The organism is Larkinella terrae (genome assembly GCF_009668025.1).
GTDB lineage: Bacteria > Bacteroidota > Bacteroidia > Cytophagales > Spirosomataceae > Larkinella > Larkinella terrae.
On the sequence record NZ_WJXZ01000014.1, the window covers coordinates 954,393 to 970,064 of the forward strand.

General features: G+C 51.1%; 15 protein-coding genes. 9 read left to right on the forward strand and 6 right to left on the reverse strand.

Going from position 1 to position 15,672, the window contains the following annotated elements:
• Positions 1 to 16: 16 nt before the first annotated feature.
• From GJJ30_RS25660 to GJJ30_RS25675, 4 genes are all read left to right on the forward strand, one after another.
• Entirely contained in the window at positions 17 to 3,445 is a 3,429-nt protein-coding gene (locus GJJ30_RS25660) for a ThuA domain-containing protein (RefSeq protein WP_205880616.1), read from the forward strand.
• Between the two features lie 143 nt (positions 3,446 to 3,588).
• Positions 3,589 to 4,722 carry a hypothetical protein gene (locus GJJ30_RS25665; protein WP_154178022.1) on the forward strand — a complete coding sequence of 378 codons (1,134 nt, stop codon included), beginning with the start codon at positions 3,589 to 3,591 and terminating at the stop codon, positions 4,720 to 4,722.
• Between the two features lie 486 nt (positions 4,723 to 5,208).
• Positions 5,209 to 5,472, forward strand: coding sequence for a helix-turn-helix domain-containing protein (locus GJJ30_RS25670; RefSeq protein WP_154178023.1), 264 nt, complete (start codon positions 5,209 to 5,211; stop codon positions 5,470 to 5,472).
• Positions 5,473 to 5,839: 367 nt separating this feature from the next.
• The gene (locus tag GJJ30_RS25675) at positions 5,840 to 6,301 is read left to right on the forward strand and encodes a nucleoside deaminase (RefSeq protein ID WP_170299275.1); all 462 of its coding nucleotides are present in this window, start codon (positions 5,840 to 5,842) and stop codon (positions 6,299 to 6,301) included.
• A gap of 6 nt (positions 6,302 to 6,307) precedes the next feature.
• Here GJJ30_RS25675 and bla read toward each other — a convergent pair whose 3' ends face one another.
• Entirely contained in the window at positions 6,308 to 7,057 is a 750-nt protein-coding gene (gene bla / locus GJJ30_RS25680) for a subclass B1 metallo-beta-lactamase (protein WP_154178025.1), read from the reverse strand.
• Between the two features lie 121 nt (positions 7,058 to 7,178).
• Between bla and GJJ30_RS25685 the strand changes: the two genes are divergently transcribed.
• Positions 7,179 to 8,111, forward strand: coding sequence for a M20/M25/M40 family metallo-hydrolase (locus tag GJJ30_RS25685; protein WP_154178026.1), 933 nt, complete (start codon positions 7,179 to 7,181; stop codon positions 8,109 to 8,111).
• Here the strand turns inward: GJJ30_RS25685 and GJJ30_RS25690 are convergent.
• From GJJ30_RS25690 to GJJ30_RS25705, 4 genes are all read right to left on the reverse strand, one after another.
• Positions 8,108 to 8,743: a response regulator gene (locus GJJ30_RS25690; protein WP_170299276.1), complete on the reverse strand. Its 636-nt coding sequence runs from the start codon at positions 8,741 to 8,743 to the stop codon at positions 8,108 to 8,110. The two genes, GJJ30_RS25685 and GJJ30_RS25690, sit on opposite strands and share 4 nt — an antisense overlap.
• A 91-nt stretch (positions 8,744 to 8,834) precedes the next feature.
• Positions 8,835 to 9,236, reverse strand: a complete 402-nt coding sequence (locus tag GJJ30_RS25695; protein ID WP_154178028.1) for a T9SS type A sorting domain-containing protein — start codon at positions 9,234 to 9,236, stop codon at positions 8,835 to 8,837.
• A gap of 274 nt (positions 9,237 to 9,510) precedes the next feature.
• Positions 9,511 to 9,906 (reverse strand): T9SS type A sorting domain-containing protein, encoded by a 396-nt coding sequence (locus tag GJJ30_RS25700; RefSeq protein ID WP_154178029.1) that lies wholly within the window; start codon positions 9,904 to 9,906, stop codon positions 9,511 to 9,513.
• 147 nt (positions 9,907 to 10,053) lie between these two features.
• The gene (locus GJJ30_RS25705) at positions 10,054 to 10,443 is read right to left on the reverse strand and encodes a DoxX family protein (RefSeq protein WP_154178030.1); all 390 of its coding nucleotides are present in this window, start codon (positions 10,441 to 10,443) and stop codon (positions 10,054 to 10,056) included.
• Between the two features lie 250 nt (positions 10,444 to 10,693).
• Between GJJ30_RS25705 and GJJ30_RS25715 the strand changes: the two genes are divergently transcribed.
• From GJJ30_RS25715 to GJJ30_RS25730, 4 genes are all read left to right on the forward strand, one after another.
• Positions 10,694 to 11,512 carry an SDR family oxidoreductase gene (locus tag GJJ30_RS25715; protein ID WP_154178032.1) on the forward strand — a complete coding sequence of 273 codons (819 nt, stop codon included), beginning with the start codon at positions 10,694 to 10,696 and terminating at the stop codon, positions 11,510 to 11,512.
• A 47-nt stretch (positions 11,513 to 11,559) separates the two neighbouring features.
• Positions 11,560 to 12,450: a helix-turn-helix domain-containing protein gene (locus GJJ30_RS25720; protein ID WP_154178033.1), complete on the forward strand. Its 891-nt coding sequence runs from the start codon at positions 11,560 to 11,562 to the stop codon at positions 12,448 to 12,450.
• 269 nt (positions 12,451 to 12,719) lie between these two features.
• Positions 12,720 to 13,730, forward strand: coding sequence for an aldo/keto reductase (locus GJJ30_RS25725; protein ID WP_154178034.1), 1,011 nt, complete (start codon positions 12,720 to 12,722; stop codon positions 13,728 to 13,730).
• A 72-nt stretch (positions 13,731 to 13,802) separates the two neighbouring features.
• Positions 13,803 to 14,723, forward strand: a complete 921-nt coding sequence (locus GJJ30_RS25730; RefSeq protein ID WP_310588389.1) for a helix-turn-helix domain-containing protein — start codon at positions 13,803 to 13,805, stop codon at positions 14,721 to 14,723.
• A 68-nt stretch (positions 14,724 to 14,791) separates the two neighbouring features.
• Here the strand turns inward: GJJ30_RS25730 and GJJ30_RS25735 are convergent, their stop codons facing one another.
• Positions 14,792 to 15,559 (reverse strand): DeoR/GlpR family DNA-binding transcription regulator, encoded by a 768-nt coding sequence (locus GJJ30_RS25735; RefSeq protein WP_154178036.1) that lies wholly within the window; start codon positions 15,557 to 15,559, stop codon positions 14,792 to 14,794.
• Positions 15,560 to 15,672: the final 113 nt, after the last annotated feature.

Consider the following 15,672-nt stretch of genomic DNA (forward strand, 5'->3'; position numbering starts at 1 on the left):
TTTTTTCCAAAACCACATGCTAATCTCTACAAAAACCAGTACGATTGGAACGGCATTACTGCTCATGGCTTCTGTAGCCGGGAGCTTTTATGGCTGTAAATCGCCCAAAATGGCTACCAATCAGTCATCAACGTCATCGCAATCCGCAGCCGCACCCGTTGCGGCTGCGCCAACCCCTCCGCCGAAAGTGCCGCGCATCCTGGTGTTTTCGCGCACCAAAGGCTATTACCACGAATCGATTCCGACCGGGATTGCCGCCATTCAGAAGCTGGGAAGAGAGAACGGTTTTCGCGTCGATACCACTAAAAACGCGGCTTATTTTGTGGAAGACAGCCTGAAACACTACACCGCAGTTGTGTTTCTGAGCACCACCGGCAACGTCCTGAATCCCGATCAGCAGGTAGCTTTTGAGCGCTATATTCAGGCGGGGGGCAATTTTATGGGCATTCACGCGTCGGCGGATACCGAGTACAACTGGCCGTGGTACAACAAACTTGCCGGGGCGTATTTCCTGCACCACCCCAAGCAGCAGAAGGTCGCCATCGACGTGATCGACAAAAACCACCCCTCGACGAGCTTTCTGCCCGACCGTTGGGAGCGGTTTGATGAATTGTACAGCTATCGCAACATCAATCCCGATATCAAAGTGCTGGCGAAACTGGACGAAAGCACTTACGAAGGGGGCCGCAACGGCGACAATCACCCGTTTGTCTGGTACCACGAGTTCGACGGTGGCCGGGCATTTTATACGGGCGGTGGGCACACGAACGAGAGCTACAGCGAACCGCTGTTTCAGCAACATTTGCTCGGCGGGTTGAAATACGTGATCGGCGACAACAAGGATCTCGATTACTCAAAAGCCTACGCGGTGAAGACGCCGGACGAAACCCGGTTTGTCAAAACCGTCTTATCCAACGACCTGAACGAACCGATGGAACTGGCCGTAGCGCCGGATGGCCGGGTGTTCATGGCCGAGCGGAAGGGCAAGTTTTATCTGTATGACCCCAAAACCAAAAGCACGAAGCTGGTTTATGATTTCCCGGTAAAAGCCGTTGAGAAGTACCTGAACGGTCTGCTGGGGATGACCATCGACCCGAATTTTGCCAAAAACCACTACCTCTATTTCTTCTATACGATTGAAGACGGCGGGCAGACGAAGCAGCGGATCGGGCGGTTTGTGATGAACGACGACGGCAAGCTGGACCTCAAATCGGAGAAATCCATCATCGAATTCCCGATTGATCTGGAAGTGAGCGCCCATACCGGCGGGTCGATGGCCTGGGATAAACACGGCAACCTGTTCATTTCGACGGGCGACAATACCGTGCCGTTCGAGTCGAGCGGTTTTTCGCCGACCGACTGGCAGGCCAACCGCCTGACGTTCGATGCGGCCCGTTCGGCGGGAAATACGAACGATTTGCGCGGCAAGATTCTGCGGATTCACCCCGAAGCCGACGGTTCGTACACCATTCCCGACGGCAACCTGTTCCCGAAAGGTATGGCGCAAACCCGGCCCGAAATCTACGTCATGGGCTGCCGGAACCCGTACCGGATTTCGGTCGATCCCGAGACCTCGATTGTGTACTGGGGCGAAATCGGGCCGGATTCCGGCGTTGACGGGCCGCAGGGACCGCGCGGTTACGACGAGTTCAATCAGGCGAAAAAAGCCGGAAATTACGGCTGGCCGTTCTTCGTGGGCGACAGCAAACCGTACAAAGCGTACGATTTTGGGACGAAAGCCGTGGGTGAATATTTCGATCCGGCGGCTCCGGTCAACAACTCGCCGAACAACACCGGTTTGAAAAACCTGCCGCCGACCACCAAGGCGATGGTCTGGTATCCCTACAACAAATCGACCGAATTTCCGGAATTGGGAACGGGCGGGCGTTGCGCGATGGGCGGACCGGTTTACCACTTCGACGCGAACCTGAAATCGGACGTTAAACTGCCGGAATACTACGACAAAGCTCTGTTTATGTACGACTGGATGCGGAACTGGGTGTATGCGGTTCGAATGGACGAGAATCAGAATTACAAACGAATGGAAGCGTTCATGCCGGTTCGGGGCGATTTCCGTCGTCCGGTCGATATGGAAATTGGGCCGAAAGGCGAGATTTACATGCTGGAATACGGCTCGGTTTACGGCATTGACAACGACGACGCGCGTCTGGTAAAAATCGAGTTCAACCCCGGAAACCGGGCACCGGTTGCCAAAGTGACGGCGCGCGATACAATCGGGCTAGCCCCGTTCAAAGTGGCCTTCAGCAGCCGCCAGAGCTACGATTTCGACGAGGACGACAAGCTGACCTACGAATGGAAGTTTGAAGGCAATCAGGTGGCTTCAACCGAAGCGAATCCGACCTTTACGTTCCAGAAAAACGGTATTTACAACGCCATCCTGAAAGTAACCGACCCGGCGGGTCAGAGTTCGGTGGATACGCTGGAAATCAAGGTTGGGAACACGCTGCCGCAGGTTGCCATTGCCACGACCGACAACAGCACGTTCTTTTTTGCCGACCAGACGCCGTTTAAATACGCCGTCGAGGTGAAAGACAATGAGGACAAGGTGATCGACAAAAAGAAGGTAAAAGTAGCGCTGAACTACATTCCGAAAGTGTCGGGTAACGAGCAGGTGGTGGGTCACCAGCAGATTACGAGCACGTTCAACCTGGGCAAAAACCTGATGCAGGCCAGCGATTGCAAGGCTTGTCACCAGATCAACGGCAAGTCGGTCGGTCCGGCGTTCATCGAGGTGTCGAAAAAATACCGGGGTGACAAAGGCGCGGCTACGCGGCTGGCCAACAAGGTAATTACGGGCGGGGGCGGAGTCTGGGGCGAGCACGCGATGAATGCCCACCCGCAATTGTCGAAGGAAGATGCCACGGAAATCGTGAAATACGTTTTGGCGCTGGCGAACGACCAGCCGGATGTGACGCTGCCGCAGCAGGGCAGCACGGTTTTGAAGGAGCACGTGGGCAAGGAACAGACGGGGCGCTACATTCTGTCGGCGTCGTATACCGACAAAGGCGGAGCCATTACGCCCCTGACCACCAGCGAAAGCCTGATTCTGCGCCCCGCCAGGGTGCTGGCCGGTGACGCCGACGAGACCTACAACATGAACCGCCAGCGCGGTCGACTGGGTGCCACCAAAAACAAGGCGTATTTCGTGCTGAAAGGCGTGGATTTGAAAGGCATTCAGAAGCTGACGTACCAGGTGGCGTCGAAAGACCACGACGGCACGATTGAAGTGCATACCGGCTCGGTGAAAGGCCCGGTGATCAGCACGGTGAATTACACAGCCACGGGTGCCTGGAACAAAACCGCCGAACTCACCGCCCCGATTCAGAATCCCGGCAGCAAACAGGATCTGTACTTCGTTTTCGTAAAGGATGATCCGAAAGCCGAAAATATCGGCGGGGTAAGCTGGGTTGAGTTTGGGAAGTAATATTCCATTTTAGTGAGAAAGCCACCGCGGTTTTGGGACTGCGGTGGCTTTCTCATTGTAAAATATTGAAAGTGTAATAATTTATTATTTTAGTATTGGGTTTTGTTTTATTTTTCTAAATATATTTTCCCTACATATAGAGTATGAAAGAAGCATTAGAGTCAATAAGGAATATCCATCAAATAATTATTGTTGTATGCTCTGCTATGTTTGTATTTTCAATCGGAATAAAGTCAAAAAACACAAGTAAATACAGTGAGCTTAAAACAGAAGCTGAATTCTTGTATAAATCAATTGAAACAATCGACAGTCTTCCTGCCATTCAAGTTCATAGATTTTATAAAGATAACGGCGTCTATAAAATAATTAAAGATGAATTGGGTGATATCGATTCATCTTTTGTTGTTACTCCTATTGGGTTTACACGCATCGATTTATATAACTCATATAATTCGATTGAAGAGATAAATGATGACACCCACAGCATTAAGCATTATTACCATACTTTAGAAGAAATTTTAAGCGACAAGCAAGTTCAAGAAGTATATCAATTTGATCAAGATTCATTAAGGGTTAAATTACTTCTGAATAAAGAGAATATTAGAAAATTAAAGAAAATAAACACTGTTGCATTTTACATTAGGAACCTTGGAAACACTCCGTATTTATTTATAAATTTCAATTACGGTCTTGATAATACAGTAGAGTTTGAAATTTTACGAAATTTCAAAAGGGCTGCAAACAATACAAATAAAAAATACGTATCCTCAATTTTAATAAATAAGAAACTAATGGAAATAAAGGGACAGAGATATATCATATTTCCAAAGCTATCTACTTTAAAAGGACTAAGTATGTGGGATTATGGCCTAAAAAAAGCTATGTCTGAACTGGACGATCTAGCAGAAAAAGAAGAAAAAGAAAATACTACAGAAGGATTGGAAGTAGCAGGAATAAAAGTTGATTCAGCAATTGCGGGTTTGGTGGCTCCATCTATAGTTATTTTTTTGCTTTGGTATTTATTAATATTGATTATACATTTAAAATCATCATTTGATAAAACAGATAAAGAAGAATTAAAAAAGTTTCCTTGGATGGGGTTGTTTAATAATAAATATAGCAAAATAACATTTATTACTTCTTTAATGATTCTTCCTTTGACTACGAGCATTTCTCTCGTAATAAAATCTGATATTACTTGCAAATGGCTGCTTGGGATATTTTATTTTTTTTATCCTTACTGGATTGTCTTATTTGATTATCAAAAATACTTCTGAAATTCAAAAGGCAAATTTATAATCTTATTTCTCCTTTGTCGCTCGCGGCACGCGAGCGACTGCTATCCATAGGGCCTCTGGCCCGTCCTCGTAGTCTTCTAAGATTTACTTTAAATATCGGCTTCGTGCCAGAGGAACTTCTACTATTCTTCACATGTAGAATACACGCAGAATAGAACCTGCTCCCAGCTACGCAAAATCAACGTCCATTTTTATGTTTACTAACTAAACAAAACGCATTTTTATCTTGCAAGCCACCCGAACATAAACCGCAGAGAGTTAAGCAAAATGATCGAATTTCACGAAAGTCGTTTGGCTCATATTCTGCATCTTTTAAGTCATTATTACTACCAGATTGAAGAAGGTACTGAGAGGGAATAGATTAGCCGCCTGACGAGGGAAAAGAAAATTCTGGCGTGGTTGCAGGAGCAAAAAGCTGATGATGAGTAGCACCGGGACTAAATCGCCCCTTTATGATAAACTGAGATGGAAAAAACGAAAATTGATCTCACTGCAGAATTGGAAGAAATCAAGCGGGGTCAACAACAAACGCTAGATTTTCTGAAATCGCACGGTCACGAACTGAATCTGGGCGAATGGCTGTCGGTGCGGGATTATGCCAAAAAATACGGTATCTCGATTCAGGTTGTGGTCAACTGGATCAACCGGGGAATTATTCCCGCTGACTGCGTGGAAGACCTGCCCATGTTCAACAACATTCGCATGGTTCGGGACAAAGTGTATAAATGAAAAGCGGCCTGTGAAAATGAAAAAACAATTTCACCACGCCGGAACAGTTCAAGGATAAACAGTACGGCAAACCGGGTGTCCCAAAACGGGATGCACTGGAAAAAGGATATGAAAACTTTAAAAGAATTGCGCCTTTCAACCCTGCAAAAAATCGTTGAACGCGGTTTGGACGGCCATTTGGCGCTTTCGATCCAATTGTAAAACCGCTTCCTTTTTATAATTCCACCATTCCTTCGGCTTTACCCACCACTTGCCATTTCTTTTTTGATCCACCGATGGGCGGTTTTTACTTTTAGTCCCGTTAAGACCTCCTTTTTCAAATCAACTTATGGGATTTCAGGAAATCAGGCCCTATGATCGGGACTTTATGCTGCGGCGCATTGAATTATCACAGGAATCCGTGGATCGCGGGGATGCGGCTTTTGGCAGTCTGGTGGCCCTCGACGACCGACTCATTGCCGAAGGGCGCAACGATTACAACACCCGCATCACCGAACACGCCGAGATCGTCGCGCTGAACAAGGCGCATCAGGTGCTGGGTTCGGCCGATCTTTCGCGTTGCACCCTCTACACCAGTTGCGAGCCCTGCCCGATGTGTTCGTTCATGATCCGGGAGTTTAAGATCAAACGGGTCGTCTTTGCGCTTCCTTCGCTGTATGTCGGCGGTTTTTCCAGGTGGCCGATTTTGCAGGACCAGGAGTTGAGCCGGTTGAAACCCATTTTTTCCGATCCTCCACAGGTGCTGGCCGGTTTTATGGAAGCGGAAGCCGCCGTAGTGATGGCCCAAACGCCGTTGTGGATGTTTGGAAGCGAGGCCCACATTGACTAAATGGCCTTACCGTTGCGCAGCCGCGTGTTTCTCCAGCAACCGCAGCGTGTGATCCAGCGCCCGGGTGTCGCTCCATTCCTCGTGGCCCGGCACCACGGTTTTCGCGTTTCCAAACCGACTTTTTACCCGCCGAATGGAATTGGCCCACTCCTTCAGGTTAGCGTCGCCAAGGTAACCCATGCCGAAAGCCGCCACGCTTTTGACAAAGCAGCCGCCGTGCAGAATCCGCTGGTTGGGGAGCCAGACCACGATGTTGTCGCTCGTGTGGCCTTCGCCCGGGAAATAACACCGAATCGGCTCTTTCCCGATCGTGAACGTGGTATCGTTCGGGAGGATGGCTTCGGGAGCGTCGTACCCCTGTTTGACTGAGTTCCGGGCCGTTAGCGGAGTGCTGACCACGCGGACCCCGGCTTTCCGCATTTCCCGGACACCTCCAACCCGGTCGCCGTGGGCGTGGGTGACAATGCAAAGGCGGACGGGCTGGCGCAGGTTTTCGGCCACCCACTGGAGCAATTGCCGGGTATTATCGGTATTGCCGTCGGTATCCCATCCCGTATCCACCAGCACAACGCCGTCGTCGGTTTTGATAATCAGGCCATTGGACGGAACGCTTTCGTTTTCATACATCCCGTACGTGATGTGGACCAAAACGCGGTCATTGAGGGGCGTTACTTCCAGTTTGGGCTTGGGTTTTGGTTGAGCCGGGGCAAAAACGGGGTGTAAAATCAGCAGAAAAAAAATGATCAGAAGGCGCATCGTTCGAAATGGCGTTGATGAAAACAGGGCAAAATTGCAAAAAAATACCGCATTTACCGGTAGAGACGCGATTAATCGCGACTCTACGTCGGAACCGCCAAAATAATCTAATTTTGCGGGCATGAATCATCGCATTTTTGCCTTTCTCTTACTAATAACCATCCCGGTTTTTGCGCAGGAACCTTCGGCCGACCGCATTCAGCAGCATATCTATAAGCTGGCTTCCGACAAAATGAAAGGCCGGGGAACGGGCAGCCCCGAAAACGCCAAAGCCGCAGCTTACATCGCCCGGCATTTTCGGAAGTACGGTTTGAAACCGCTGGGAGACAACGGTTTTTATCAGCCTTTTACCGCCAAAGTCCGGCGCGTGGTGGTGCCCGACAGCCTGCGAAAAGCCGCCAATGTTATCGGTTTTCTGGACAATGGGGCCGCCCAAACCATTGTCGTCGGCGCTCATTACGATCACCTGGGGCTGGGCAATCAGGGCAGTTCGCTGGCCGAAAATCCGCAGGGACAGATTCACAACGGGGCCGACGATAATGCCTCGGGCGTGGCCGGTTTGCTCGAACTGGCGAAGTATTACTCCAAAAACGGGACAAAAGAACCGTACAATTTTCTGTTTATGGCGTTCGGCGCGGAAGAATTGGGGTTGCAGGGCTCCCGCCATTTTCTGAATCACCCAACCCTGCCGCTCGACCAGCTTAATTTCATGATTTGTATGGACATGATTGGCCGCTACAATCCCGAACGCGGCATTGGCATTGGCGGCTACGGAACCGCCGATGCCTGGCCAGCGGTTTTCAGGGACGTAACCGCCGGGGTTAAATTCTTCACCGACCGGGCGGGCAACGGCGGCTCGGATAATGCGGCTTTTTACGCCAAGCAGATCCCGGTGCTGTTCTTCCACACCGGCGGACACCCGGATTACCACAAGCCGACGGACGATCCCGCGAAAATCGACGCCAAAGCAGAAGAGGAAATTCTGCGGCTGGAAATCAAACTGATCGACAATGCCTTGAAGCTGCCGAAAATGACGTTTACACCGGTTCGCTAAGTCCGTCCAGGCAGGTTGGCCAGTTCCACCTTTGGGGTTTCGATTTGGGTGATGGCGGTTAGCTCGTTAAGGAGACGCAGGAGCTGTCGGGCATTCCGTCGAACGGCAATCAGCGGTTGCGTTAAGGGTAAATCGGCGGTTTCGCACAACTGGTCGACAGTAGCCGCCAACTGCGACAGCGGGGATCGCAACTCGTGGGTGATCGTACTGAAAACCTGCGTTTTCTGGCCATCGCGGCTCATCAGCTCCTGCGTTTCCCGCAACTGATGTACGTATTGGCGGGCCGAATCGATGGTCGCTTTGAGGTCCTGAATATTGATCGGTCGGGTAATGGTGGCAAACGCGCCCCGGTTCATGGCCTGGCGAATGGTCGTTAGATCACCGCTCGGCGTGAGAACGATGGTCCGTGCGACCGAATTGATCCGTCGGAGTTCATCCAGCAGATCCAGACCGGTTACACTGATCAGGACGACATCAATGCTGGCCTGTTCTTCCAACATTCGAAGGGCTTGCTGCCCGTTCCCGGCAAAGGCAAACTCATAGGTGCCATCCTGAACGGCGTGGCGAAAATGTTGCCGGAAGAGCGCTTCCAGATTGGATTCAGGGCCTACCAGGAGTATATTGGTTTTCATCGATAAAGGATCAGGGACTGGCTTAAAAATGGCGGCTGGCCTGATTGGGGTCAGTCGCCGTATCATTTGTTTTCAGGATCGCCAACCGTCTTCAGTTGACCGCGATTGTTCGGTTGGTCGCATGGGCTGGCGGAGTTGCGATGGTCAGCTCATTGACGGTTGTGTCGAAGCCATTGGAAATCAATACCTGATAGTTTCCGTCGGTCAGCGAACTAACATCCAGCCGCAGCCGGGCCGCCTGCTGGTGTTTGCCAATTTTCTGGAAGAACACTTCATGGCCCGACTGATCGACCAGCCGAACCGTGACGGGGCCACCGGTTTGTTTGTTGAGCGCAATCTGGAGCTTGCCTTCGGAGGTCGCATAGATGCCTCGCTGAAAGGTAGCCGCATTTTTGGGTCGGCCAATGGGTTTGTGGATGTCGGCGCTGGAAGCTGAGAGGGTGGTCAGGGCCAGCGAAAAAGCGACGAGCAGGGGTTTGACGAGCGTTTTCATGATCTACCGAGTTTGGTGTTGTTTAGCTGATTTGGATAGATCAAAGGTCGACTTCTGACCCAAAATAGGCTGTCACAAATGGGTCGATCGCTGTCACTTTTGGGACACCGGGCCGGATTGTTTTTGGCATAAAACCGGCTAAAACACGCAGTCAACGAGCCGAACCTTCATCCGCTCGGCATAGATTTTCCACCTGAAAATGCCTGCTGCAAAAAAGACCGGCCCAAACCGGACCGGCCTTTTGACGTACAACTTAACCTAAACTAAAGACCTTTCACTTGACCGCGATCATTCGACCCGTGAAGCTGGGTTGCTGCGTGCTGATTGTCAGGTTATTGATCAAGCTGGCGGCACCATTCGAAACCGCTACCTGATAATTTCCGTCGGGTAACTCGCTCACATCCAGCTTCATCCGGGCTTTTTGCTGTTGCTTGCCAATCCGCTCGACGAAAAATTCCTTTCCTTCGCTGTTGACCAGCCGAACCTCCACCGTACCACCGGTTTGTTTATCGATGGCAATTCGCAGGTTGCCTTTGGCATCGGTATACAGGCTGGTTTCGTAAGCAACGGCTTTTAAACCAGTGATGGGCCGGTTGGTGGCGTGGGAAACCGAGAAGCTGACCAGGGTCAGCGCAAAAGCGACGAAGAGGGATTTACCAAGCGTTTTCATGCTATCTGAAGGTTATTTTTTGATTCCGTTTGAATGAATCAAAGGTCGGCTTCAGCGCGGCATAACCCTGTCACAAATGAGTCGATCCCTGTCACTTTTGGGAAAAGGGCAGGAAACGATGCGGTAACAAAGAGAGGAGGGAATCAATTACAGGTTGTCGGTACTTTTTAGGGCCCAGTAGATCAGCACCGGCTGGAAAAACAGTCGGAGGAAGCGCTTCCGGTCGGTATCCAGCCCGAAGGCGCTTCGGTGGTTGTAATATTGCGACAGGTTTCCCGGAAATACGGCAGTGAAAAAGGAAGCCGCGACCTTCCCGACGGCCTGCTGGTGCTGCTGATCGGTCAGGACCAGCGTACTGCCCAGTGCGATTTCTGCAATGCCGGAATACACGACCGTATCATCTTTCGGCAACGGCACCCAATCCGGTACTTGCGCCCGGAACGCTTTTCGGGCAAACGTCAAATGGCTGATTCCGGCAAAGATCAGATTGGCACCCAGCGCAATTCGGGCTACCTGGTTTACGGTTTTTTGGTTCATGATGTTGGCTTGTTTATTTCAGATAAATCAATTCCAGCGGATTTTGTTGCCGGAAACCCACTGTTTCTGTTCATTCCCGAAACCTGCGCTTCGAGACCACCGACCGGTTTGTGGCAGGGGATGATTCCCTTCCCCGAAAAACCGGTTGCGTCGATACGGGATCTGTATCAGCTTTCCCGGATTTTGTATACGTGATTCGAAAACCGGCCCGCTAGTTTTGCCCCCGTATTCACAAGAACATTTTTTAATCATGGCAAAGACAATTTTTATTACGGGCGCTTCCCGGGGATTCGGGAAAATCTGGGCCGAAGCCTTTCTCAAACGCGGTGACCGCGTGGTAGCGACGGCCCGCAACCTGACTACCTTGGATGAGTTGAAAAATCAATACGGCGATCTTTTGCTGCCGATTCAACTGGATGTAACCGACCGGGCGGCTGCCTTCGACGCCATCCGGCAGGCCAAAGAATCGTTCGGACAAATCGATGTTCTGATCAATAACGCCGGGTATGGCCTGTTTGGCGCCATCGAAGAAGCAACCGAGCAGGAAGCCCGCGACCAGTTTGAAGCCAATGTCTTCGGTTTGCTCTGGGTGACGCAGGCGGTTTTGCCGGTGATGCGGGAGCAGGGACACGGTCATATCATTCAGTTATCCAGCTTATTGGGTGTATTGACACTGCCGACGCTGGGGCTGTACAATGCCTCCAAATTTGCGGTCGAAGGCTTGAGCGAAACCCTGGCGACCGAGGTAAAGGAGTTTGGTATCAAGGTGACACTGGTCGAGCCGAACGGTTTTTCGACCGATTGGGGAGGGGCGTCAGCAACGCATTCAAAACCAATATCGGCGTATGATGGGGTAAAAGCCGCTTTTCGCGCCGGTTTTACGGAAGACACCATCGGAATTCCGGAAGCCACAACGGACGCTATTTTAAAACTGGTCGACAGCACCAATCCGCCCCTGCGGTTGTTTCTCGGTAAGGTGCCGTTGCCGTTGGCCAAACAGGTGTACGCTGACCGGCTGGCCACCTGGGAAGAATGGAATGAGGTGGCGGTTCAGGCGCACGGCAAATAACCCGCGACGGCCCGCGAACTACCGGCACAAAGTAAATCCGAAAAGGTATGAAGCATTTTAAAACCCTGAGCGAACTGCACCAGTTTAACGGCTACCCACCACCGGAACATCCGATGGTCAGCCTGTTGCGGTGTACCCAGAAGTGTTCGTTCGGTAGCAGCGAGTTTACCGGTGATTTTTACATGATCGGACTCAAGAAAATGAAGGCTGGTTTCATCCGCTACGGCCGGACGAAATACGACGGCGACAGCGGTTCAATGTATTTCATCAAGCCCCGGCAGGTGGCCGAAATGCGCAATCTGGAACTGGAAGAAGACGGTTTTGCCATTTACATTCACGAAGATTACCTGAGCGGGCATCCGCTACATTCGGAGATCAGGAAGTACCCGTATTTCGAATACGAAGCCAATGAAGCCCTGCATTTGTCGCCAAAAGAGGAGCAGATCATTTGGGCGCTGTATCGCTCCATTGAAACCGAGTACAACAACAATCCGGATGAATACAGCAAGGAAATCATTCTGGGACATGTCGAAGGAATTCTGCGCTATTCGCAGCGGTTTTACAAGCGGCAATTCGTGAACCGTTCCGGGCTGTCGGGCCGGATTATTTCCCGGTTTACCGAAAGCCTGACGAAGTATGTTGAAAACGGGCAACTGGCGAAAACCGGTTTGCCGACCGTGAAGTTTATGGCGGCTGAACTGAACCTGTCGGCCAGCTACCTGAGCGATCTGTTGAAGCAGGAAACCGGTAAAACCGCCCTAGAACACATTCATATTTTTTTGATTTCCGAAGCCAAACACTTGCTGAACGGCCCGGATACCACCGTGGCCGAAATCGCCTATTCGCTGGGCTTCGACAATCCGCCGTATTTCTCCCGTCTGTTCAAGAAAGAAGTCGGCGTCAGTCCGAACCAGTACAAAAAGTTTAGTTTGAATTGAATTCTGGCTTTCAACCAAGCCAGCAAATCGACCCAATCCAACCCAAACCTGTAAGGTCTTCAAGACCTTACAGGTTTAAGAATTTTAACGGCCTGAATGCGCTTCCGTGCCCAGCCGCGGTAGAAATGAGGAAATGGTATTCCGGACTTGCGGATAATTAAAACCGGGTGGTGAATGTCTCCGTGTTTTGGATACAACGACCGGTGATTTGGCTACTTTTTTTCGTTCCGGTCGGTGGACCTTTGTTGGGTCAAATCAAAAAACAAATCATGAACGAAATTCAAAAAACAGAATTGGGCCGGGAAGGACTGGTTGTGCCGGTGATCGGTCTGGGGTGTATGGGTATGACCACCATTGCGGGTGCCGATATTTACGGAAAAGCCGACGAAACCGAGGCCATTGCGACCATTCACCGTTCGCTCGAACTGGGCGGCAATTTTCTGGATACCGCCGACCTCTACGGCCCGCTGCTCAACGAGCGGCTGGTTGCCAAAGCCATTAAAGGAAACCGGAATCGGTACCTCATCGCCACCAAATTCGGGTTCGAAATCGACGACAACGAGCAGTTGACCTGGCGCATCAACGGCGAACCGGGCTACGTCAAAAAAGCACTGGAACGTTCGCTGAATAATCTGGGTACCGATTACATCGACCTGTATTACCTCCACCGCGTGGACCCGAACACGCCCATTGAGGAAACCGTTGGCGCAATGGCCGACCTGGTGAAAGAAGGAAAGGTACGCTACATTGGGCTGTCGGAGGTGGGTTCGGAAACCATCCGGCGGGCGCACGGTGTTCATCCAATAACCGCCGTGCAAACCGAATATTCGTTTTTCGAGCGAAGCGTTGAAGAAACCGGTATTCTGGATACCATTCAGGAGTTGGGAATTGGGTTTGTGGCTTACTCGCCGGTTGGCCGGGGATTTTTGTCGGGAGCCATTCAAAGCCCGGACGATTTTCCGGCGGATGATTTCCGGCGGACGATCCCCCGGTTTCAGGGCGATCAGTTCCACAAAAACATCGAGCTGGTCGATGAAATCAAAAAGATGGCGACCGACAAAGGAATTACGCCCGCGCAACTGGCCATTGCCTGGGTGATTTCCAAAGGCTTCGTGCCCATTCCGGGGACAAAGCATGTGGCATTTGTTGAACAGAACATTGCCGCCACGCGCGTTCAGCTGACGCCGGACGAACTGGCAAAACTTGAAGCCATTGTGCCGCTCGGCACGTCAACCGGCGACCGCTACGACGCTACGGGCATGGCGATGGTAAATTTATAATGGATGAACAAACCGCACCGGAAAACCGCACCGCGCGACGTTTTCCGGTGCGGTTGTAAACAAAATACACGCGTGAAAAAATCGTCGACTCCGCCGTACCTGATTCAGTCTGTCTCGGAACTGCACCGTTTGCTGGGTTTGCCCAAACCGGAACATCCGCTGGTGAGCGTCATTAAGCTGGCTGATACCCAGTGTTTTCCGACGGATGTGTTGAGGAGTTTTATTTACAACTTCTATTCGATTTGCATCAAGAAGGACTTCAAGGGGAAGATGAAGTACGGACAGAGTTACTACGATTTTGACGATGGTGTCATGACTTTTTTCTCCCCCGGACAGGTGATTTCCACGCTTACGGAGGAGGATTACGTCTGCTCGGGCTGGTGGCTGGTATTTCACCCGGATTTTGTCCGCAATTATCAGTTGGCTCGCAACATCCGGAATTACGGTTTTTTCTCGTACGCCGTTCACGAAGCCCTGCACCTGTCCGAAAAAGAGGAGACGCTCATTGCCGCCATCATGCAGAACATCGCGCAGGAATACCAGTCGGCCATCGACGGTTTTAGTCAGGATGTAATCGTTTCGCACATCGACCTGCTGTTAACGTATTGTAACCGGTTTTACAATCGGCAGTTTATTACCCGAAAAAGTGCCAATACGGATTTGCTGATCCGGCTGGAAACGCTGCTTGCGGATTATTTCGACAGCGGAAAAGTGGAAGAACGCGGGCTGCCGACGGTGCAGTACCTGGCGGAGGAACTGGCGATTTCGCCCAATTACCTGAGTGATATGCTGCGCAATCTCACCGGCCAGACTGCGCAGCAACACATTCATAACAAGCTGATTGAACGCGCGCAGGAGATATTAACCACCACTTCGCTGTCGGTCAGCGAAATCGCGTACCAACTCGGTTTTGAATATCCGCAATCGTTCAGCAAGTTGTTCAAGAGCAAAATGAACGTTTCTCCACTGGAATTCCGGCATTCGTTTAACTGAGAAATAATGTTAATTCCGTCAGTACGTTGACGGAATTAAGGTAAATCATGATTTTGCTTGTCATCTAATCACCCCGCGATCACCACTTTCACCCCGCGCTCTTCCAACTGCCGCACGGTTTCGGCCGAAACCCCGGCATCCGTAATCAGGTAATGAATCTGGTCGAGCGTGCCGATGCGCCCAATGCCCCGCTTTCCGAATTTGGAGCTGTCGGCCAGCACCACCACGGTTTGAGCGGCATCGATCATTTTCTGGTTCAGGCTGGTTTCGGTCAGGTTGCTGATCGACAGGCCAAACTCAAAATCAATCCCGTCGACTCCTACGAATAACATGCCGCACGACAGATTTTCCAGCATGCTTTCGGCGTAGGCGCCCACCACCGACGACGAATTCGGGCGAAGCAATCCGCCCAACTGTAGCACTTCCACGTTGGTCCGGTTGCTGAGTTCGGCGGCCACTTTCACGGCTGGGGTAATAACCGTCAGTCGTTGGGTCGGATTCAGGCAGCGGGCCAGTTCAAAAACCGTCGTGCCAGAACTGATTAGAATGGAATCCGTCTGCCCGATCAGCGTCAGGGCGGCTTTGGCAATCTTCTGTTTTTCTTCGGCCCGGATCAGCGCTTTCTCGTCGATCGGTTTTTCGAACGCGTACGGATTGGTCATCGATCCACCGCCCCGGGTGCGGAACAGCAGACTTTTATCTTCCAGCAACTTCAAATCCTTGCGAATCGTCACGCCCGAAACCTCCATCCAGTCGCTGAGTTCCTGAATCGTCACGCTGCCGCTTTCCTTGAGTTTCTGTAAAATAAACTGGTGTCTTTCGGTAATCGTCTTCATGGGGCCTGCAACTTTCGGGTCAAGGTTAACCAGAATTCGGCAGAATGCAAATCAGCGACTGCTAAGAGACTATCTCCGTTTCTGAAATTCTCCTTATTGGTTCTGCCCCCAAC